The sequence below is a fragment of the Paenibacillus polysaccharolyticus genome, assembly GCF_023714295.1.
GTDB lineage: Bacteria > Bacillota > Bacilli > Paenibacillales > Paenibacillaceae > Paenibacillus > Paenibacillus polysaccharolyticus_A.
Window position 1 is genome coordinate 1 of the sequence record NZ_JAMAUN010000013.1, and the last position, 19,739, is coordinate 19,739.

Genomic DNA, 19,739 nt, shown 5'->3' on the forward strand with positions numbered 1-19,739 from the left:
CACCGCTGGGTAGCTATGTACGGACGGGATAAGCGCTGAAAGCATCTAAGCGTGAAGCCCCCCTCAAGATGAGATTTCCCAGTATGTAAGACCCCTTGAAGACGACGAGGTAGATAGGCTGGGGGTGTAAGTGCAGTAATGCATGGAGCTGACCAGTACTAATCGGTCGAGGGCTTATCCAATAGCAAGTTTTAAATCGCGTGCGTTTCGTTTCGAATCTAGTTTTCAAGGAGCAATCCTTGTACAACGTTGAGATTGTCTTTGGAGAGATACCCAAGTGGCTATAAGGGGACCCTCTGCTAAGGGGTTAGGCTGAGTAATCGGTGCGAGGGTTCGAATCCCTCTCTCTCCGCCATCTTTACCTAAGGATGGACAAGCAATCGAAACATTTATAATATGGCGGTGTAGCTCAGCTGGCTAGAGCGTACGGTTCATACCCGTAAGGTCGGGGGTTCGATCCCCTCCGCCGCTACCATATTACCCAGGAGGCTTAGCTCAGCTGGGAGAGCATCTGCCTTACAAGCAGAGGGTCGGGGGTTCGATCCCCTCAGCCTCCACCATATATGCCGGTGTAGCTCAACTGGTAGAGCAACTGACTTGTAATCAGTAGGTTGGGGGTTCAAGTCCTCTCGCCGGCACCATTAATGCCTGGAACCGTGGTGTAGTTGGCCTAACATGCCTGCCTGTCACGCAGGAGATCGCGGGTTCGAATCCCGTCGGTTCCGCCATTAATTCTAAAAATAAATATGGCTCGGTAGCTCAGTCGGTAGAGCAGAGGACTGAAAATCCTCGTGTCGGCGGTTCGATTCCGTCCCGAGCCACCTTTAATCCTTGGAGGATTAGCGAAGTGGCCAAACGCATCAGACTGTAAATCTGCTCCCGTACGGGTTCGGTGGTTCGAATCCATCATCCTCCACCAGTTTCATGAGTCATTAGCTCAGTTGGTAGAGCACCTGACTTTTAATCAGGGTGTCGAAGGTTCGAATCCTTCATGACTCATCTTAAAAAAAGAGTGATTGATCATTTTATGATCAATCACTCTTTTTGTTTACACAGATATATTGCAGAATAGTGGATACAAAGCGGCAAGCATCAAGATATGATAAAATGATGATAAAAATAAAGCAGAGTGGTGAAGTTCATCAGATGAAGCTCATACCTGATTTGAAACAGCAGATTGAAGTGATTATAGGCACCACATTGGACGAGTATGAAATTACGATGCATGAGTGGATACAATCGATTGATCATTTGATTGGCTTAGACGAAAATAAATCGCAAAATAATCTAATTAAAGCGGGTAGGGATGAATACGAGCCATTAGAAAGTTCAGTCATATCAAGTGATGTTGTTAGTTTACACCACGGTGAGCGTATTTTTTTCAAAGTTGGCATGAACGAGCAGGAAAAAACCATTCTGTGCTGGAGATGCGATGCGGCGTCTATTACAATGGAGACTCGCCGTCTAATTGAGTTGCTGATTCTTAATAAGTTTGATTCCAGTCAACAAAGCGATGATGTATCATTGCTCACGAGCGATACCGATAAACAGTTATTTTTGCTGGGGACATGGCTTAAGGAGCAGATTAAAGCTTACGATACGGGAAATTTCGTTGCACTACCTGATTCGTTCACCTCTATTGCAGGATTCCGGGAGGAGAAAGTTCTTTTTCTGTTACAGGGTGAGACTCCGGATTCTCAGCGTGTTGACTCTAAAGTTTTGAATAAATTGTTGGAAAGTTATTTTGGCGAAGAAATTACACTAATTCCGCTCGGAGAGCAGGAATGGCTCTTCATGGGAGATGAAGAGATTGTTACTGGGGAAGCCGATGAAGATACAGCGGAAGCGAGAAAAGAGTCACTCAATGCTTTTTGTATGGGACTATATGAGCTTGTTGCCAGTGAATTTGCGGGTGTTTTCCACTTGTCGGCTTCGCTACCGTGTATTCCCAAGGAGGCTTTGCTTCAGGTGACATGCCTTCTTCAGGAAAGTATGCAGATTGGTCGCTCTTTTCATGTCACACAACATATCCACCTTCCTTGGAATTTGCAACTAGAGCAATTGGTGGCCAGTATTTCAGAGCAACAGCGGCTACGTTTTATTCGGGAAACGGGAAAGGACACAACTCTCTTTAATGATAGCGAGACATTGGCAACATTGGAGACCTTCTTTAATTTGGACTGTAACGTCAGCGAGACAGCAAAGCGTTTGTTTATTCATCGTAATACGCTGGTGTACCGTCTGGATAAGATTAAACAGGAGATTGGTTATGATGTAAGACACTTTAAAAGTGCGATCATTGTGCAACTTTTACTTCTAATGTACAAAGTGACGAAAAAGGCTTAATATTTTTGTGCAGTTTGCGAATAGTCAGATAACCAAGCAATAGGGTATTATAAAAATACAAATTGTATTCGATTACAAAATGATCTCTGAGGAGGCAACAATCATGGCAGGAGTACGTTTAGAGCATATTTTCAAAAAATACCCGGGTTCTGATAAAGCAACTGTAGTTGACATTAACCTGGACATTAAAGATAAAGAGTTTCTGGTACTGGTAGGTCCGTCCGGTTGTGGTAAATCAACAACACTGCGTATGATCGCAGGCCTTGAGGAAATTTCTGAAGGTAAACTCTATATCGGTGACCGTGTCGTTAATGATGTTGCACCTAAAGACCGCGATATCGCGATGGTATTCCAATCTTATGCCTTGTATCCGCATATGAGCGTATATCAGAACATGGCATTTGGTCTGAAATTGCGTAAGGTTAAAAAAGATGAGATCGACAAACGTGTACGTGAAGCAGCTAAAATTCTCGACATCGAGCACTTGCTTGAGCGTAAGCCTAAAGCATTGTCCGGTGGTCAACGTCAACGTGTCGCTTTGGGACGTGCGATTGTCCGTGATCCACAAGTCTTCTTGATGGATGAGCCACTTTCCAACTTGGATGCGAAACTCCGTGGACAGATGCGTGCGGAAATCACTAAGCTTGCTAAACGTTTGGAAACAACCGTTATCTATGTAACGCATGACCAGATCGAAGCCATGACGATGGGTGACCGGATCGTCGTTATGAAGGATGGTATCATCCAACAAGCTGCTTCTCCAGAAGAGCTTTATAACCACCCAGCAAACCTGTTCGTAGCTGGTTTCATTGGTTCCCCGACTATGAACTTTATCTCGGGTAAACTGGCTGAGCAAGGTGGAAATCTTCACTTCGTAGCTCCTGGTGTGGATGTTGAAATCCCGCAAGGTAAAGCACAAGTTTTGAAATCCAGAGGATATGTAGGTAAAGAAGTTATTCTGGGTGTACGTCCAGAAGACATTCACGAAGAGCCAGTATTCCTGGAAGCTTCCCCGAACTCTGTATTCTCTACTCACGTAGATGTAACAGAGAACCTGGGTCACGAAATGCTCCTCTACTTGAGCGGTGTAGGTAACGACACTACAATCGCACGTGTAGACGGACGTTCCAACACTCGTGATGGTTCTACAGTTAAAATGGCCATTGACATGAACAAAGTTCATATCTTTGACAAAGAGTCCGAAGTTAACGTACTTCTTCAAGACTAATCCTACTGTGGATCCTCGGTGACGATGGAATCTCCCAGTAACGCAATTATATAATGTAACTTGAGCCCCTTCCGTTATTGCTGGAAGGGGCTTTTTTCAAAAATACTTTTCCGCAGTGAATGAAGATGAATAAAACGTTCCGGCGGTAAATCTCGATTGATGAAAGTCTCTCCACCAGAAGACGTTACTTTTTTGTTCACCTACGTAAGTCTTTAGGAGTAAACTGCTCCTAGTTTCTTAGTATAGCGCAGGTAGAGCAGAGGGAGTCTGCGATTGCAATCGATCCCAAATTCATTTAAGATTATTTGAAGGTCTGTCTTCAAAATGTTGCATGTTGGAGTATTAAAGAGCGATATTTTACAGGCGAAGTGACCTGGTTATGAATGTTGTTGTGAATACGCTAATAATGGAAAGAAACGATACACGAATGGGTACATAGAGGCACAGCGAATGCTGAAAGGAAGAGACAAATGGCGAAAAAAGTGAAAGTATCCGAATTGGTGCAGCAATTTCAGATGGAAGTCGTTTCGGGGTCACAAGGTTTGAAACGATATATCACAGTAGATGATCTTAACCGTCCTGGCCTAGAGATGGCCGGTTACTTTGAATATCATCCAAAAGAGCGGGTGCAACTGCTGGGAAGAACAGAGCTGGCCTTTTTTGCGATGTTGCCTGAACATGAGCGTCGTGAACGTATGCAGCGTTTATGCACAGAGGAAACACCTTGTATTGTGGTTACACGTGGACTCGAAGTTCCTCAGGAACTGATCGAGATCAGTGAGGAACAGAATCTGGCTGTGCTCCGCAGCAATATGGCGACAACGATTCTATCCAGCCGCATTACTGGTTTTCTGGAAGGTAAGTTGGCGCCGACAGCCACCATTCACGGTGTATTGTGTGACGTGTATGGTGTAGGTATGCTAATCACTGGTAGCAGCGGTATTGGTAAAAGTGAAACTGCGCTTGAACTCGTAAAGCGCGGTCACCGTCTGATTGCCGATGATGCCGTTGAAATTCGCCAAACCTCCGACTTTCAACTTCACGGTACCGCACCGGAACTGATTCGTCACCTGCTTGAAATCCGGGGTGTCGGCATTATCAACGTTATGACTTTGTTTGGCGCAGGGGCTGTTCGTAATAATAAACGGATTACCTTGGTTGTACGTCTTGAAGCGTGGCAGCAGGATAAACAGTATGACCGCTTGGGATTGGATGAAGAAACAACGCGTATTATTGATACCGATGTACCTTTGGTTACCATTCCGGTTCGTCCTGGACGGAATCTAGCTGTAATTATTGAAGTAGCGGGCATGAACTATCGCTTGAAACAGATGGGGCTTAATGCTGCACTCCAATTCACGAACAAGCTGACAGCAACGATTTCGGAAGATATGGATGATATGGACTAAGGCAGGCCAAGGAAAGTTCACCGATTAGCTGGAATAACAGGATAAGGAAATACAAGGCATCAGGCTTTAAATATAAAGCATAACGGCTTTTACGAAGCATGGCATCTGGAGCTTGCACGCCTTCAAAGAGGAAGGTTGATAGCGGGCTCCAAACGGTCATGCTTACCGATGTGAATTGATTGATAGGAGTGTGAATGAATGGATACATTATTACTGTTGAACCCGATTGCGTTCTCTATTGGCGCTTTAAAGGTTCACTGGTATGGCCTTATTTTGGGTGCTGCTGCACTTTTGGGTCTATTGCTCGTTATTCGGGAGGGCAAACGATTTAATATTCCGCAAGAAGTGTTCATGGATATGGTTTTGCTAGGCGTGCCTTCTGCCATTATTGGAGCCCGAATCTACTATGTGGCGTTTAAGTGGGAAGATTATAAGGACAACCTCTGGGACGTTTTTAAAATATGGAACGGCGGTATTGCGATCTACGGCGCATTGATTGGTGCCATTATATGTGCAGTCATTTTCTTCCGTCGTAAAGGATACAACTTCTGGCGTATGGCCGACATCTGTGCACCTGGACTAATTGTTGGACAAATGATTGGACGCTGGGGTAACTTTGTGAACCAAGAGGCATATGGCGGTCCTGTAGAGGAATCATTTTTAAGAGACAAGTTACACTTGCCAGATTTTATTGTGAATCAAATGAACGTGGAGGGTGTATTCCATCATCCGGCCTTTTTGTATGAATCCGTATGGAGTTTTGCAGGGCTAATCCTGCTGTTGGTGCTTCGCCGTCAGAAGTTTATGCGTGCAGGCGAGCTGTTCATGTCCTATTTCATCTGGTATTCCATCGGACGGTTCTTTATTGAAGCTGTGCGTACAGACAGTCTCGGTTTCCAAGCTCCGGATTGGATTGCTTCATTGGTGAACGGATTATGGTCTCCAATGACTGCACTCGGCTTCGAACAAGGTTATTTAGATCCAGCGTACGGTAATGTACGAATTTCACAACTGCTTGCGATTGGCATTATTATTGTAGCTGTTGTGTTTATTGTGGTGAGAAGAGTGACAGGGAAAGCAAGCGCGCACTATAGTGATCCGATTGTCTCATCGAAAGTGGCTGCAGATGATATTGGACATTCGGAAACAGTAGCTGTAGAAGAGGACAAGGTAACAACGGCACCCATTGAGGATCAAGATGATCCGAAGCAAGTTGAAGATAAAAAGGAGTAATGCAACGTGATTAACACGGTACTGTTTGATCTGGATGGAACGATTATTGATACCAATGAGCTAATTATCAACTCATTCCTGCATGTTATGGGAGGCTGGGATCATGCTACGCCGTGGACAAGGGAACAGATTATCCCGCATATGGGAGGCACATTGGAGCAACAGATGCGAACCTTTTCAGGTCAGGAGGAGGTATCGGAGTACGTCAAAGGTTATCGTGCCTATAATGATATCCACCATGAGGCGATGGTCAAACCTTTTCCACATGTGATCGAGGTGGTTGAGGCTTTGGACCAGGCAGGGATTACGATGGGTGTGGTGACGACCAAAATCCGCCCTTCTACATTAAAGGTGCTAGAACGTTTCGATTTGCTTAAATATATGAAGTCCATTGTGACTGTGCAGGATGTAACTCATCCCAAACCTCATGCGGAACCCGTGCAAAAAGCCATGGCGGAACTGGGATCGAACCCAGCTCACACACTGATGATTGGGGACAGTCCTGTTGATATTCAATCGGCGCAAAATGCAGGTGCTCTCTCCGCTGGTGTAGCTTGGTCGCTTAAAGGGGAGCAGGTCCTTAGCGAGTATAAGCCAGATTATATTTTGCATGATATGAGGGACTTGCTGGATATGGTTCTTACGGGAACGGGACGTTCATGAGAAAGGTAACCCGCTATCCGGTAGAAAGTCAAAATGCACTTTGGCATATCTACAAGACAGTGAGTCCATGGAAGGGCGTACGTAATTTTATCTGGATTCAGTTTTCACGGTACTGTCCTGTACTGCCACTTAAGAACTGGATATATCGACGCATGCTTGGTATGAAGGTGGGGGAGCATACAGCTTTTGGCCTGATGGTAATGGTGGATGTATTTTTTCCGGAAAAAATAACGATTGGCGAAAACTCAGTGATTGGTTACAACACGACGATTCTGGCTCACGAGTATCTCATTAAGGAGTACAGACTTGGCGATGTCATTATCGGAGATAACGTGTTAATTGGAGCGAATACAACCATTCTGCCTGGGGTAACGATTGGAGATGGGGCTGTAGTTGCCGCCGGGGCCGTGGTTCATAAAAATGTCGCTCCAGGAGCCTTTGTTGGAGGTAACCCCTTACGTGATTTGTCTCGCCCGGCAGACTCGCCGGAAGAAACGGCATTTAAAACGGAGGAACCTTCTCAGCGAAAACTGCATTAAACGCGGGGATTATGGTTTGCAAGGATAAGCGTGTATGAAGTGGTACATGACCGATAATTGAACTGATTTTTGAACGAATGCATGAACTAGTTCATGGAGAAAGAGCTGCTGAGGAGCAGCTTTTTTCGTATACAAAACTTGAATTGAAGCAAACGGTGGGAATCATAACAGATGACAGGGCAGGCTTACCTATACCAAGGTATCTCGGCAAGAGCCTTCACGGTTGAAGTTTGTTGACGATTCAGCAGCATCCATGTTATCATATCCCATATCCTTTAGTTTGTTAGCACTTTACCATACGAAAGTGATTGGAATGAAAGTGATAAACATTTTATAGTTGGAAACGGGTTATTATTGTAAGAGGTAAAGCCTTCGTTAAGCTAAGAACATGTGGCTTTGCTGTAAATGGGTAACTAACATAGGATGGGGACTTGTTATACATAAATCCTATTGAGATAAAGTACTTGAACGATACAAATGACGACAAAGATTTTGTCATTGAATTGAAGTAGACGTGAAGATATTATAGTGAAATTTTATATAACAATCCAAATCCATGACTCGGGGTGAATCATTTTCCATGTCCAAACCAAAAGGCTTTGAAAAACCAACAGGTTTCCGTGACTATACACCGCATGTGGTGTCCAAGCTACGTAAAATTGAACGAAACGTACTGGAGTGCATGGAGCGCTGGGGTTATCGTCAGATTATAACGCCAACGATTGAGTATTACGACACCGTAGGGGTGGCTAGTTCTACTTCGGATCGCAAATTATTTAAATTGCTGAACAGCCGGGGTACAACACTGGTTCTGCGTTCTGATCTGACAGCACCGATTGCGCGCGTAGTATCATCAATGCTCAAAGATGAGGCTTTGCCGCTACGTCTGTCCTATCATGCGAACGTATTTCGTTCCATCGAAGAGGAAGCTGGACGTGAGGCTGAATTTTTTCAAACAGGTGTTGAACTTGTAGGAGACGATTCCCCTGAGGCGGATGCGGAAGTAGTTGCATTAGCGATTGCCTCATTGCAGGCAGCAGGAGTGTCTTCTTTTAAAATAGCAATGGGTCATATGGGTTTTCTGAATGGACTGCTGGAAGAAGTGATTCCGGGTCAGACAGCTGAGCAGGAACAGTTGAAGGAAGGGCTCTTAGGGCGCGATTATGTGGGCTACCGTCAGTCCATTGAAGCATTGCAACTGGAACCCAAACAAAAACAGCAACTTGAAGCGATTTTACGTCTGCGTGGCGGGAAAGAAATCTGTACACATGCGAGCGAACTTAGCTCAAGTGCTGAAGCGGCACAATCCATTGCACATCTGTATGCAGTGTTTGAAGTATTGGAGGCCTATGGTGTCTCCGAGCATGTGCTGATTGATCTGACGATGATCGGAGATTTCTCCTATTACACAGGCATGACATTCGAAGGGTATGCGGCAGAGCTGGGATCACCTGTGTGCAGCGGAGGACGATATGACAATCTGTTGCAGCAGTTCGGGCGAGCTCTTCCGGCTACAGGATTTGCGTTGAAAACCAACCGGATTATCGATGGTGTTCATGGCATTACTATTGAAGAGACGAAACCGGTACGTATTGAATATAGCCCAGATCGCCGTGCTGAAGCATTGACCGAAGCAGCGAGATTACGCAGTTTGGGTCACAATGTAGTTACATCTCTTCTTGCTAATGAAAAGGCAGAGACGACATCTGTAACAAGTGAAACGACTGCGGACCAGGTTGAGCAGGTCATTATCTATGGATCGAAAAAGGGAGGGAACTGAGATGTCGGATATTCTGAAGGTGGCCATGCCTAAAGGCCGCATCTATAAAAAGGCCTCCAAATTGTTCCGTGAGGCAGGGCTAGACATTCCGGAGGACGTGGACGATACACGCAAACTTGTGATCGAGGTACCAGAAGCGGGTATGGAATTTATTATGGCTAAACCTGTGGATGTGCCAACGTACGTGGAGTATGGTGTTGCCGATATTGGCATTGTCGGGAAAGACGTGTTGCTTGAAGAGGATCGTGATGTGTATGAACTGCTGAATCTAGGCATTGCCCAGTGCCGTATGTCGGTTATCGGGCTACCGGACTGGAAGGCAGGTATCCAGCAGCGAGTTGCAACCAAATATCCACGAATCGCTTCCCAGTACTTCCGTGAGCAAGGACAACAGGTTGAGGTTATTAAGCTGAACGGATCAATTGAGCTTGCGCCTCTAATCGGACTGGCTGATCGGATTGTCGATCTAGTGGAGACCGGGCAGACGTTACGTGAGAACGGACTTGTGGAAATGACAGAAATTTTGAATATCACGAGTCGTCTGATTGCGAATCGGGTGAGCTACCGGATGAAAAATGCGCGTATTCAGGCGCTGTGTGACGCACTTCAATCGGTCATTCCAAGTGGGAATGAGGTTTCTGCGGGAAGTGCAGGAAGATAGCAAGCAGATACGGGGTCTGTTGACTATAGACAAGAGAAGTAGATACGTGAGGAGGTTGTACGGATGAAGATTGTATCAGCACGGGACTTTGATCTGAAACGGGAAGTGGAGTATGGTACACCGGAGCAAAATGAAGCGGTACGGCGAATTGTCGCAGATATTCGCCGGGAAGGTGATGCGGCCCTGCTGCGTTACACGGAGCAGCTGGATCGCACGACGCTGACGGCTGCGCAGCTGCGCGTGCCGCAAGAGGAGCTCCAGGCAGCGTATGCCGCCGTGGAGCCATCTTTTGTGACGGCGATTCGCCAAGCCGCCGTCAATATTCGTGCGTTTCATGAGAAGCAGAAACGCAATTCGTGGATGGACTGGCAGCCGGATGGCAGTCTGCTCGGCCAGGTTATTCGGTCGCTTAAGAGAGTCGGCGTGTATGTTCCTGGGGGGAAAGCAGCGTATCCATCGTCGGTGCTGATGAATGTCATTCCGGCACAAGTGGCAGGCGTGCCGGAGATTGTGCTTGTCACACCGCCGGCGACGAACGGCGGTGAGGGCATTGACCCGTACATTCTCGTGGCTGCCGCGGAAGCGGGCGTGAACGAGATGTACCGGGTTGGTGGCGCGCAGGCAATCGCTGCCCTCGCTTACGGCACGGATAGCATTGCTCCGGTCGACAAGATCTGTGGACCCGGTAATATCTACGTGGCGCTCGCGAAGCGCGAGGTATATGGGGCGGTCGATATCGACAGTATCGCCGGACCAAGCGAGATTGTGGTACTCGCCGATGATACGGCGAACCCGGTGTATGTCGCCGCGGACCTGTTGTCCCAGGCGGAGCACGACGAGATGGCATCGGCCATTCTCGTCACGAATTCGGCCTCGCTGGCGGCAGCTGTGCAGACAGAGGTGCAGCGGCAGCTGGATGTGCTGCCGCGGCGCGATATTGCTTCTGCTTCCGTGGAGCAGCATGGCGCGATTATTGTGGTCGATTCCATCGATGAGGGAATCGATGTCGTGAACCGGCTTGCACCGGAGCATCTGGAGATCATGGTGCAAGAGCCGATGGCTTACGCTGGCCGGGTCGAGAATGCCGGTGCGATTTTCCTCGGGCCCTACAGCTCCGAGCCAGTAGGTGATTATTTCGCCGGACCGAATCATATTATTCCAACGAATGGAACGGCCCGATTCAGTTCACCGGTCGATGTGGATGATTTTATCAAAAAATCGAGTTTGATTTATTATAGTAAAGAAGCACTCTTGCAAAATGGAGCGGCTATTATCGAATTAGCCCGTCATGAGGGACTTGAAGGACATGCTCGTGCAATCGCTGTACGCTTAGAACAGGAAGGAAAGGCGGAATCGGACAATGGATAATCAGAATAAGAGTGTAGAACAGGATGTAGAGCTTCAAAATAAAGGTGCAGTTCGCCAAGCAGAGGTCGACCGCAAAACGAACGAAACGAATATCCAACTTTCATTCAACGTAGATGGCACAGGACAATCGAATATTGAAACGGATGTACCGTTTCTGAACCATATGCTCGATCTGTTCACAAAACATGGACAATTTGACTTAAACGTACAGGCTCGCGGAGATATCGACATTGACGATCACCATACGGTTGAAGACATCGGGATTTGCCTGGGACAGACGCTTTACCAGGCGCTGGGCGACAAACGTGGTATTAAGCGTTATGCCAGCGTGTTTGTACCGATGGACGAAGCGCTTGCTCAGGTTATCATTGATGTAAGTAACCGTCCGCACTTTGAATACCGGGCTGAATACCCGTCACAACAAGTAGGTAGCTTTTCTATAGAGCTGGTACATGAATTTCTGTGGAAATTAGCGCTCGAAGCACGGATTACGCTACATGTCATTGTGCACTACGGTCAGAACACACACCACATGATTGAAGCAGTCTTCAAAGCTCTCGGACGCGCGCTGGATGAAGCAACGATGATTGACCCACGAGTAACCGGAGTACCTTCCACGAAGGGAGTGCTGTAGCCGATGGCGATTGCAATTGTCGATTACGGTATGGGGAACCTGCACAGCGTCGGCAAAGCGGTCGAACGTCTTGGCTATGAGGCGCTGGTCACGGGTGAGCGAGAGGCTATTCTTGGTGCGGATGGTGTTATTCTGCCGGGGGTTGGTGCTTTTGGTGACGCGATGGTACATTTGCGGGAGACGGGTCTGGATGTGGTCGTTAAAGAAGCTGCTGCTGGAACAAAACCGCTCCTTGGCATCTGTCTGGGCATGCAGCTACTATTCAGTTCCAGTGCGGAGCATGGCGAGCATGAAGGACTGGACATTTTACCGGGAAAAGTAGTGCGCTTCGCCCCAAGTGAGCTGAAGGTTCCCCATATGGGATGGAACCGTTTGGAATTTCTACATCCTGAAAATCCGCTCTTCGCGGGTCTGGATGCAGGGCATGTCTATTTCGTCCACTCTTATCATGCACTTACGGAGAACAAGGGCGATCTGCTCGCCGTTACGGATTACGGACATCCCGTTACAGCGATTGTAGGTAGAGGATCGAATTTTGGCATGCAGTTCCATCCCGAGAAGAGCGGTGAACTCGGCATGAAATTGCTGGGCAATTTCCTGTCTTTGACGGGCTCATCAGTATAACATCCATATAAGCCTAATTCTCATCAATGTTTATAGTAAGTTGTGTGTATTGTTATTTCACCTAAAACGAAATTAGTTTTAAATATACGCAACTTGAAGTTACATGAAAGTTTAATCGATATTCAATCGAATCTACACTCAGGAGGCCTTGTATGTCATCTTTTATCTTATACCCGGCAATCGATATCCGGGACGGCAAATGTGTAAGACTGGTGCAGGGAGATTATAATCAGGAAACCGTGTACAACGATGACCCGGTTCAGGTTGCCCTTAACTGGGAGAAGCAAGGCGGTACATATGTTCATCTGGTGGATCTGGATGGGGCAAAGGCCGGACACCCGGTTAATGATGAGCTGATTGGACGCATCGCATCTGCTGTGAATGTACCTGTGCAGGTTGGCGGCGGGCTTCGTACAGTCACTGACGTTGAGCGTTTATTGGGACTGGGTGTTAGCCGATTGATTATCGGGACAGCGGCGATTGAGGATCGTGCTTTTACGGAAGAAGTACTGGGACGTTACGGGGATAAAGTAGCGATCGGTATCGATGCGCGGGGCGGATATGTTGCCACTCGTGGCTGGCTAGAAACCTCCGAAGTACAGGCTGAAGTGCTAGCGAAGGAGCTCGCTGCTTATGGAGCGGAAACGTTTATCTTTACGGACATCTCCCGTGACGGTATGATGCAGGGGCCTAATGTTGAGGCAATTGTGTCTCTTGCCAAAGCAAGCGGACGTACAGTTATTGCTTCTGGCGGTGTCAGTGTGATGGATGATTTGCTTCGTTTGAGTCGTCATGCAGATGACGGTGTTGGCGGAGCCATTGTAGGTAAAGCCTTGTATACGGGAAGTATTGATCTGGCTGAAGCGGTGCGTTTGGTTAACAAGTAACGGATAACCGGGTAGAGAGGAAGAAACAGTATGCTGGCAAAAAGAATCATTCCCTGTCTGGACGTGAAGGACGGCCGGGTCGTTAAAGGCGTGAACTTCGTCAATCTCCGCGATGCGGGTGATCCGGTAGAGCTAGCGGCACTGTACGACCGCGAAGGCGCGGACGAGCTCGTATTTCTCGATATCTCCGCATCGGTGGAGGGCCGTGAAACGATGGAGGAAGTCGTAAGACAGACAGCAGGCGAAATTGCCATTCCATTTACGGTAGGCGGCGGGATCTCCAAAGTGGAGGACATGAAGCGTATTTTGCGTGCAGGTGCGGACAAAATTGCGGTAAATACAGCGGCAGTACTTAATCCACAGATTATTGCGGATGGCGCACGCCGCTTTGGCTCGCAATGTATCGTGGTTGCAATTGATGCCAAGTATAACGAGGCGTGGGGCGAGTGGGAAGTGTACACCCACGGCGGACGGAAGCCATCTGGCATTAAAGCATTGGAGTGGGTGAGACAAGCCGAGGAACTGGGTGCAGGCGAAATCCTGTTAACCAGTATGGATGCAGATGGCACAAAGGACGGTTTTGATCTGAAGCTGACTGCTGCCGTTTCGGAATCGGTGAGCATTCCTGTTATTGCATCAGGCGGTGCAGGCAAGGAATCACACTTCTATGATGTATTCACAACAGGCAAAGCGGACGCAGGTCTGGCTGCAACCATTTTTCACTATAAAGAGATTGCCGTACCGGCTTTAAAACAACAATTACGAGAGCAAGGGGTGGAAATCCGTGACTAAAGTAAGCGATGAAATCAAGGAGCAACTCTCCTTGGAGCAGGTTGTGGAGCATATACGCTGGGATGAAGGATTGGTCCCTGCCATTGTGCAGGATGTGGATACCCGTGAAGTGTTAATGATGGCTTATATGAACCGTGAATCCCTCAAATTATCACTCGAATCAGGGGAAACTTGGTTCTGGTCACGTTCACGTCAGGAGTTGTGGAATAAAGGAGCAACTTCAGGTAATATACAGAAGATCGTTTCTTTAAAATATGACTGCGACGGCGACACGCTGTTAGTTGAGGTGAAGCCGAAGGGGCCGGCTTGTCATACAGGTGCAGTGACCTGTTTCCATAATGAAATTATCGGGTTGTCCGCAAGTGAAACGGAACAAGACAACAAAGACGAAGCGGGAAGCACTATAAACTCCAGCACAACCTCTTCATCTAATGCGGAAAGCCGCTTTGATGTTCTTGCTGAACTGGAATCCGTCATTGCTGAACGTGAGCGCGAACGCCCAGAAGGTGCGTATACCACGTATCTCTTCGATAAAGGTGTCGATAAAATCTTGAAAAAAATCGGTGAGGAAGCCTCCGAGACGATTATTGCCGCGAAAAATAAAGACAATGACGAACTTCGTCTTGAAGTCAGTGACCTGATGTATCACTTGCTCGTATTGCTCCAAGAGCGCAAGCTACCGCTGGATGACATCATGTCCGAATTGAGTCGCCGTCACGAACGGCCGCGCCGCGATTAGGAGGCGAACGCTGAATGCGTATAGACTATCACACCCACCATGAACGCTGCGGACATGCTGTTGGCAAGTTGGAAGAATACGTGCAACGCGGGATCGCCATCGGTCTGTCCCAGATTGGGTTGTCTGATCATATGCCGCTCCTGCACGTAGATCCGGCTGAATACTATCCAGAGATGGCCATGCCTATGGATGAATTGCCACGATATGTAGAGGAATGTTTCATCTTGAAGGAACGTTACCGCGGGCAGATTGATGTCCGTGTTGGTCTTGAAGGGGATTATATCGAAGGTTGGGAATCGGAGATTCGTTCAATCATTGAACGTTATCCATGGGATTATGTAATTGGCTCTGTGCATTTCCTTGGTGAGTGGGATATTACAGATTTTCGGCAGACCCACCACTGGGAAGGCAAGGATGTCCTTGAAGTATATCGCCAGTATTATGATGCTGTAAGCAAAGCAGCCGCTACAGGGTTGTATGATATCATTGGACATTCGGATGTGATCAAACGTTTTGGTTATGTACCATCTCCTGAGCAAAATGAGGAACGCATTGCACTGGAGAATGCGGCCTTGCAAGCTATTGCGAAGAGCGGCTGCGCTATGGAGCTGAATGCTTCAGGTCTGTCCAAACCTTGTGCAGAGATGTTCCCAAGCCGAAGAATGCTAACCGAAGCGATTCGATTGGGTATTCCTATGACGATGGGATCGGATGCACATGACCCGTTGAAGCTAGGCGATCATTTGCTTGAGGCAGAGGCACTTCTAAATGAGCTCGGCTGTAAGCAAGTGGCTGTGTTTGAAGGCCGCCAGCGCTCGTTCATTCCTTTAAATGTAGACAGCAGTGGAGTATAATAAGGGTAAAATAACCTTTTATACGAGTTGGATTCTCCAACTTAACTATACAAGGAATTATGATCGGGGATAACCCGCGGGAGGGCATTATGCAGCATTCGTTACGTATTTTTTCCGGTTCATCTAACCCTAAGCTTGCAGAGCAGGTATGCGACAAGCTGGGAGTACAACTGGGTAAGATTAAACTGTCCCGGTTCAAGAGCGGAGAAATATACGTTCATTACGAAGAAACGATCCGCAATTGTGATGTGTTCTTGATACAGTCTTTGTCTCATCCGATCAATGAACTGTTTGTGGAATTGCTTGTTATGATTGATGCGGCAAAACGAGCTTCGGCACGCACGGTAAATATTATCGTTCCGTATTATGGCTATGCTCGTCAGGAGCGCAAGTCCGCTCCACGTGAACCCATCTCTGCCAAAATGGTTGCAGATGTATTAACGACAGCGGGAGCAAGCCGGGTGGTTACGATTGACCTGCATGCAGCTGCAATTCAGGGCTTCTTCAACATTCCGGTCGATCACATGACATCACTGGACTTAATCAGCGAATACCTGCTCAGCAAAGAGATCAAAAACCCGGTTGTGGTTTCTCCTGATGCAGGACGAGCATCCATGGCGGAGAAGCTCGCGAATCGTTTGGATTCACCCTTTGCCATCATGATCAAGAAACGTCCAAGTCATAACGAATCGATTATCACACATGTCATCGGTGATGTCGAGGGACGAACGCCGATCATTATCGAGGATCTGATCGATACAGGTACGACGATTGTGAATGTTGTTGAAGGATTAAAAGAACGCGGTGCAGAGAATGCTTATGTTTGCGCAACTCATGGCTTGTTCTCGGATGGAGCAGTAAGCAAATTAAATCATCCATCGATTACGGAAGTTGTGGTAACAGACTCCATTGCATTGCCGGAGGATCACCCAGATTGTTTTAAAGTATTACCCGTCGCGCCAATGCTTTCACGAGCTATTCGCATCATTGTTGATGGCGGATCTATGGCCACACTGTTTAAGGATTCTGGTATTTAATTTTTAAAATGAGACAAATGTGTACATCACAGCCCTATCTCGTTTCATGGTCCGTGTCTGAGTATCCGCTCAGCACGGCATTTTTGTTTTAACCCCACCGATTCAATTCCGTGCTTTGCTGTTTGGTCGCTTGTGATATAATAACTATAAATATTAAGAAATGATAGCGTTTTATTATAGATGGATCTGGAACGGTTTTGTTACGGATACTAAACAGTAGAACCACGGCTGAGGACATTGGCATCGTGGAGTGAGGAGTGGGGTCTATTGTCGCGCACGTGGTATTATCGATTACTCTTTTCATATTTCCCTATATTTTTCTTTACGATGACCATAATCATTTTTAGTGCATTTGTCTTTATTAATGATATTTCCAAAGAAGAAACCCGGAAGGCCGATCAAATATCTTCCAGTTATCTTGCGACTACGCTGGACCATACAATTCGGGACATTGAACTGGCTGTAACGGAGAAAGTGCAATATGAGCCAGCGTATAGGCTTTATTTTAATGAAAATAATCCAAATAATTCAGATACAGTATATGCCATTGCACAAAATTTACGTGAGATGATGAACTCTTCTTCATGGATTCAATCCATATACCTCTATGATAAGCAAAACCAACGCGTGATAACGGTGAGCGGTTCAAGAGAAGTGGAGAGCTTCGGAGATAAAGAATGGATCAGTGAGATTTCAAAAGGGACCATGGGGCAAGGGTGGCAGCCTGTTCGGGAGATTGAATGGGACGATGTGCAGAAGACACCAGTACAAGTGTTGACCGTCAACAAAGAAATGCCACTGCCTTTTGGTTCAGAAGGTGCATTGGTCATTAATATCAAGATGAGTAGCATCAAGCAGAGCGTGGACGGGATGGTTAACGGAAAGCTCTCTTTCCTGACGATAACCGACCAGGAGGGCAGGGTTATCTATAATGCGCATTCCGATAAGGAGAGTGCACTCGAAGGTACCAAGTTAAATGAACTACCTTTGCAACGATTGGGCTGGAAAATTACTAGCGGTATCAAAGCGGGTAATTTGTTTGGCTGGGTTTCTGTTGTATCGTATGTTTGGGTTTTCATTGCCATACTGACGGTAATTTGTGCAATTATCTATATCGTGTATGTGACCCGGCGGAACTACAAGCCAATTCAAATCATCATGAATCGGATTGAGTCTCAACAGATCAAGGCATTTGAACAATCCGGTGCTCGTATGGACGAGATGAAGATGATTGACGGTGTACTTGAAAATCTGATCAATCATATGATGGATTATGATAAAAAGAGCCGTGAAAATGTGCTTATGCAGCGGAGTAAGCTGTTCAGCGCTTTGCTTCAAGGTGAGCACGTGGATGATGCAGCTGGGCAACTTTACGAGGTTTCTCCATTTGATGGAGCCCATGAAGGTTCCCGTTTTATAGTGGTCGTTGGGGATATTAACCGCTATGAGAAGGGGTTTCAGGAGAAGTTCACCAGAGGTGAACAAAACACACTTAAGTTTGCCCTGATGAATGTACTACAGGAGCTGTCTCGGGATACGAAAGTCCAATGCTGGACAGAATGGATCAGTGCAGACCGGATTGCTATTCTTTTCTTTTCGAAGGAAGAAACGCAGCAAGGACAGGATTTAGCCAAACAGATCCGATTGGTTGCTGAGGAATGTAAATCCTGGGTAGAGCAGAACCTCCGAATCTCCCTCAGCTTTGGCATTGGACCTGTTGCTGAAGGAATTGGGGCGATCCATCAATCGTTTACAGCCGCTGAAGCGGTGATGCAGCGTAAGCTGCTGATGAATGGCGATGTGGGTGAGGCGGAAGCAAGCGAGATGCAGCATCCATTGCTGGAGACCTACACATATCTACAGATGATTGCAGACTTTGTCAAACGGTTCAGGATGTCGAGTGGACAGTGGAGAGAGCAATTGGAGGATATCTTTAAGGAATTTGAGCGAAATAAACTGCCAGATGATGAGATCCGTTCCCTGATTCAGGCGATGCTCCAAATGCTCAGCCGTGAAGTCTCTATGATGTCGGAAGGGTTACAGAAAGAACTATCTGAAGAAAACATCAACAATTGGCTGAAAGCGATGGAAGAAGCAGAGTCGCTGGATGATGTTAAGGTGCTGTTATTCGATAGTCTTACCGATTTGTTCCGGACATACGTTGCTGTTACGGAAACGAAGAGCTACAAAGCGATGGTTAATGAAATGAAAAAGTATATCGAGGAGCAGTTCACCAATCCCGATCTGTCGCTTAAACATCTGAGTGACCGTTTTCAGATTTCCGGAAAGCATGCCAGCTATCTGTTTAAGACCGAATTCAACATGAAGTTTGTTGACTTCGTGACCGACCTTAGGATGAAAGAAACAGAGAAGTTGTTGCTGGATACCGATAATTCCTTGCAAGATATCGCTTTGAAGGTCGGTTATGCGAACGGGATCACACTTGGACGTGTGTTCAAACGGGTTACTGGAATTACTCCCGGAGATTATCGTCGAATGAAGAAAGATCCGAAGGTAGCAGATGAGTGAGTTCGGTCAGAATAGGCAAAATTTTATGAATGATGAACCCAATGATTGTGTCAGTTTATCGCACATGATGAGAGTGTTGATTTCTTAAATTAGGGTGAATTATTGCAATGAGTCTCCAAAATGTATGGAGATATCACATGCAATGGTTCACCTTATTTTGTGTATTTAACAATCTAAAAATGAAAGCGCTTGAAAGTTTTTGAAATATACATGATTCTTTCATCGTCATGTAAGAAGATGTTCCACCGTTACATCGGTATGTTATTTACGAATTTAGTCAGTGTGGGAAAATGGTTTATCCGTACCTAACACATGAAGAGGGGAGAAGCACTGTTTAAGCCTGATACCATTGGGTTTTCGGGCATTTTGGCGGTATGCGAAAATAAGCATATGATGCAAACCGAAACTCTTTTATT

The 19,739-nt window shown here is 46.6% G+C and carries 17 protein-coding genes, 8 tRNA genes and 1 rRNA gene; all 26 read left to right on the forward strand.

Translation table 11 applies throughout. The annotated features are described in order from the left end of the window. Positions 1-182 (forward strand): 23S ribosomal RNA (locus M3629_RS23860); the annotation flags it as partial. Positions 183-263: 81 nt separating this feature from the next. Continuing rightward, positions 264-355: transfer RNA gene (locus tag M3629_RS23865), tRNA-Ser, on the forward strand. 43 nt (positions 356-398) lie between these two features. After that, positions 399-475, forward strand: a tRNA-Met gene (locus M3629_RS23870). Positions 476-484: 9 nt separating this feature from the next. Continuing rightward, a tRNA-Val gene (locus M3629_RS23875) sits at positions 485-560 on the forward strand. Between the two features lie 5 nt (positions 561-565). Further along, a tRNA-Thr gene (locus tag M3629_RS23880) sits at positions 566-641 on the forward strand. A gap of 9 nt (positions 642-650) precedes the next feature. Further along, positions 651-728: transfer RNA gene (locus tag M3629_RS23885), tRNA-Asp, on the forward strand. 20 nt (positions 729-748) lie between these two features. After that, positions 749-821, forward strand: a tRNA-Phe gene (locus tag M3629_RS23890). A gap of 12 nt (positions 822-833) precedes the next feature. Further along, positions 834-919: transfer RNA gene (locus tag M3629_RS23895), tRNA-Tyr, on the forward strand. Positions 920-926: 7 nt separating this feature from the next. After that, positions 927-999 (forward strand) — tRNA-Lys (locus tag M3629_RS23900). A 108-nt stretch (positions 1,000-1,107) separates the two neighbouring features. Next, positions 1,108-2,346, forward strand: coding sequence for a PucR family transcriptional regulator (locus M3629_RS23905; protein WP_251510917.1), 1,239 nt, complete (start codon positions 1,108-1,110; stop codon positions 2,344-2,346). Between the two features lie 103 nt (positions 2,347-2,449). Next, positions 2,450-3,574 carry an ABC transporter ATP-binding protein gene (locus tag M3629_RS23910; protein WP_251510919.1) on the forward strand — a complete coding sequence of 375 codons (1,125 nt, stop codon included), beginning with the start codon at positions 2,450-2,452 and terminating at the stop codon, positions 3,572-3,574. A gap of 470 nt (positions 3,575-4,044) precedes the next feature. Further along, positions 4,045-4,983: an HPr(Ser) kinase/phosphatase gene (gene hprK / locus M3629_RS23915; protein WP_251510920.1), complete on the forward strand. Its 939-nt coding sequence runs from the start codon at positions 4,045-4,047 to the stop codon at positions 4,981-4,983. A 198-nt stretch (positions 4,984-5,181) separates the two neighbouring features. Further along, on the forward strand, positions 5,182-6,216 hold the full coding sequence (gene lgt / locus M3629_RS23920; RefSeq protein WP_251510922.1) for a prolipoprotein diacylglyceryl transferase: 1,035 nt from the start codon (positions 5,182-5,184) through the stop codon (positions 6,214-6,216). Between the two features lie 6 nt (positions 6,217-6,222). Continuing rightward, the gene (ppaX, locus tag M3629_RS23925; protein ID WP_251510924.1) at positions 6,223-6,879 is read left to right on the forward strand and encodes a pyrophosphatase PpaX; all 657 of its coding nucleotides are present in this window, start codon (positions 6,223-6,225) and stop codon (positions 6,877-6,879) included. Then, on the forward strand, positions 6,876-7,418 hold the full coding sequence (locus tag M3629_RS23930; protein WP_251510926.1) for an acyltransferase: 543 nt from the start codon (positions 6,876-6,878) through the stop codon (positions 7,416-7,418). Before ppaX ends, M3629_RS23930 begins: the two co-directional genes overlap by 4 nt. 580 nt (positions 7,419-7,998) lie before the next feature. Next, positions 7,999-9,198 (forward strand): ATP phosphoribosyltransferase regulatory subunit, encoded by a 1,200-nt coding sequence (locus M3629_RS23935; RefSeq protein ID WP_251510927.1) that lies wholly within the window; start codon positions 7,999-8,001, stop codon positions 9,196-9,198. Between the two features lies 1 nt (position 9,199). Next, positions 9,200-9,859, forward strand: a complete 660-nt coding sequence (gene hisG / locus M3629_RS23940) for an ATP phosphoribosyltransferase (RefSeq protein WP_251510928.1) — start codon at positions 9,200-9,202, stop codon at positions 9,857-9,859. Between the two features lie 63 nt (positions 9,860-9,922). Then, complete coding sequence (gene hisD / locus M3629_RS23945) at positions 9,923-11,227, forward strand: histidinol dehydrogenase (RefSeq protein ID WP_251510929.1); 1,305 nt, start codon at positions 9,923-9,925, stop codon at positions 11,225-11,227. Continuing rightward, positions 11,220-11,861, forward strand: coding sequence for an imidazoleglycerol-phosphate dehydratase HisB (gene hisB, locus M3629_RS23950; protein WP_251510930.1), 642 nt, complete (start codon positions 11,220-11,222; stop codon positions 11,859-11,861). Before hisD ends, hisB begins: the two co-directional genes overlap by 8 nt. 3 nt (positions 11,862-11,864) lie before the next feature. After that, positions 11,865-12,485, forward strand: a complete 621-nt coding sequence (gene hisH / locus M3629_RS23955) for an imidazole glycerol phosphate synthase subunit HisH (RefSeq protein ID WP_251510931.1) — start codon at positions 11,865-11,867, stop codon at positions 12,483-12,485. A 152-nt stretch (positions 12,486-12,637) separates the two neighbouring features. Beyond that, positions 12,638-13,372: a 1-(5-phosphoribosyl)-5-[(5-phosphoribosylamino)methylideneamino]imidazole-4-carboxamide isomerase gene (gene hisA, locus M3629_RS23960; RefSeq protein ID WP_154891573.1), complete on the forward strand. Its 735-nt coding sequence runs from the start codon at positions 12,638-12,640 to the stop codon at positions 13,370-13,372. 30 nt (positions 13,373-13,402) lie between these two features. Next, the gene (gene hisF, locus M3629_RS23965) at positions 13,403-14,164 is read left to right on the forward strand and encodes an imidazole glycerol phosphate synthase subunit HisF (RefSeq protein ID WP_251510932.1); all 762 of its coding nucleotides are present in this window, start codon (positions 13,403-13,405) and stop codon (positions 14,162-14,164) included. Beyond that, the gene (gene hisIE, locus M3629_RS23970) at positions 14,157-14,903 is read left to right on the forward strand and encodes a bifunctional phosphoribosyl-AMP cyclohydrolase/phosphoribosyl-ATP diphosphatase HisIE (RefSeq protein ID WP_251510934.1); all 747 of its coding nucleotides are present in this window, start codon (positions 14,157-14,159) and stop codon (positions 14,901-14,903) included. Before hisF ends, hisIE begins: the two co-directional genes overlap by 8 nt. A 14-nt stretch (positions 14,904-14,917) precedes the next feature. Further along, positions 14,918-15,757: a histidinol-phosphatase HisJ gene (gene hisJ, locus M3629_RS23975; RefSeq protein WP_251510935.1), complete on the forward strand. Its 840-nt coding sequence runs from the start codon at positions 14,918-14,920 to the stop codon at positions 15,755-15,757. Positions 15,758-15,846: 89 nt separating this feature from the next. Then, positions 15,847-16,794 (forward strand): ribose-phosphate diphosphokinase, encoded by a 948-nt coding sequence (locus M3629_RS23980; protein ID WP_090924777.1) that lies wholly within the window; start codon positions 15,847-15,849, stop codon positions 16,792-16,794. Between the two features lie 267 nt (positions 16,795-17,061). Continuing rightward, positions 17,062-19,323 carry a helix-turn-helix domain-containing protein gene (locus M3629_RS23985; RefSeq protein WP_251510936.1) on the forward strand — a complete coding sequence of 754 codons (2,262 nt, stop codon included), beginning with the start codon at positions 17,062-17,064 and terminating at the stop codon, positions 19,321-19,323. The last annotated feature ends 416 nt before the right edge of the window (positions 19,324-19,739 follow it).

Coding starts and splice junctions, on each gene's coding strand:
- hisG (WP_251510928.1), top strand. CDS start 9,200: ATGTCGGATATTCTGAAGGTGGCCATGCCTAAAGGCCGCATCTATAAA.
- lgt (WP_251510922.1), top strand. CDS start 5,182: ATGGATACATTATTACTGTTGAACCCGATTGCGTTCTCTATTGGCGCT.
- hisF (WP_251510932.1), top strand. CDS start 13,403: ATGCTGGCAAAAAGAATCATTCCCTGTCTGGACGTGAAGGACGGCCGG.
- hisB (WP_251510930.1), top strand. CDS start 11,220: ATGGATAATCAGAATAAGAGTGTAGAACAGGATGTAGAGCTTCAAAAT.
- M3629_RS23935 (WP_251510927.1), top strand. CDS start 7,999: ATGTCCAAACCAAAAGGCTTTGAAAAACCAACAGGTTTCCGTGACTAT.
- hisD (WP_251510929.1), top strand. CDS start 9,923: ATGAAGATTGTATCAGCACGGGACTTTGATCTGAAACGGGAAGTGGAG.
- M3629_RS23930 (WP_251510926.1), top strand. CDS start 6,876: ATGAGAAAGGTAACCCGCTATCCGGTAGAAAGTCAAAATGCACTTTGG.
- hprK (WP_251510920.1), top strand. CDS start 4,045: ATGGCGAAAAAAGTGAAAGTATCCGAATTGGTGCAGCAATTTCAGATG.
- M3629_RS23980 (WP_090924777.1), top strand. CDS start 15,847: ATGCAGCATTCGTTACGTATTTTTTCCGGTTCATCTAACCCTAAGCTT.
- hisA (WP_154891573.1), top strand. CDS start 12,638: ATGTCATCTTTTATCTTATACCCGGCAATCGATATCCGGGACGGCAAA.
- M3629_RS23905 (WP_251510917.1), top strand. CDS start 1,108: ATGATGATAAAAATAAAGCAGAGTGGTGAAGTTCATCAGATGAAGCTC.
- M3629_RS23910 (WP_251510919.1), top strand. CDS start 2,450: ATGGCAGGAGTACGTTTAGAGCATATTTTCAAAAAATACCCGGGTTCT.
- hisH (WP_251510931.1), top strand. CDS start 11,865: ATGGCGATTGCAATTGTCGATTACGGTATGGGGAACCTGCACAGCGTC.
- hisJ (WP_251510935.1), top strand. CDS start 14,918: ATGCGTATAGACTATCACACCCACCATGAACGCTGCGGACATGCTGTT.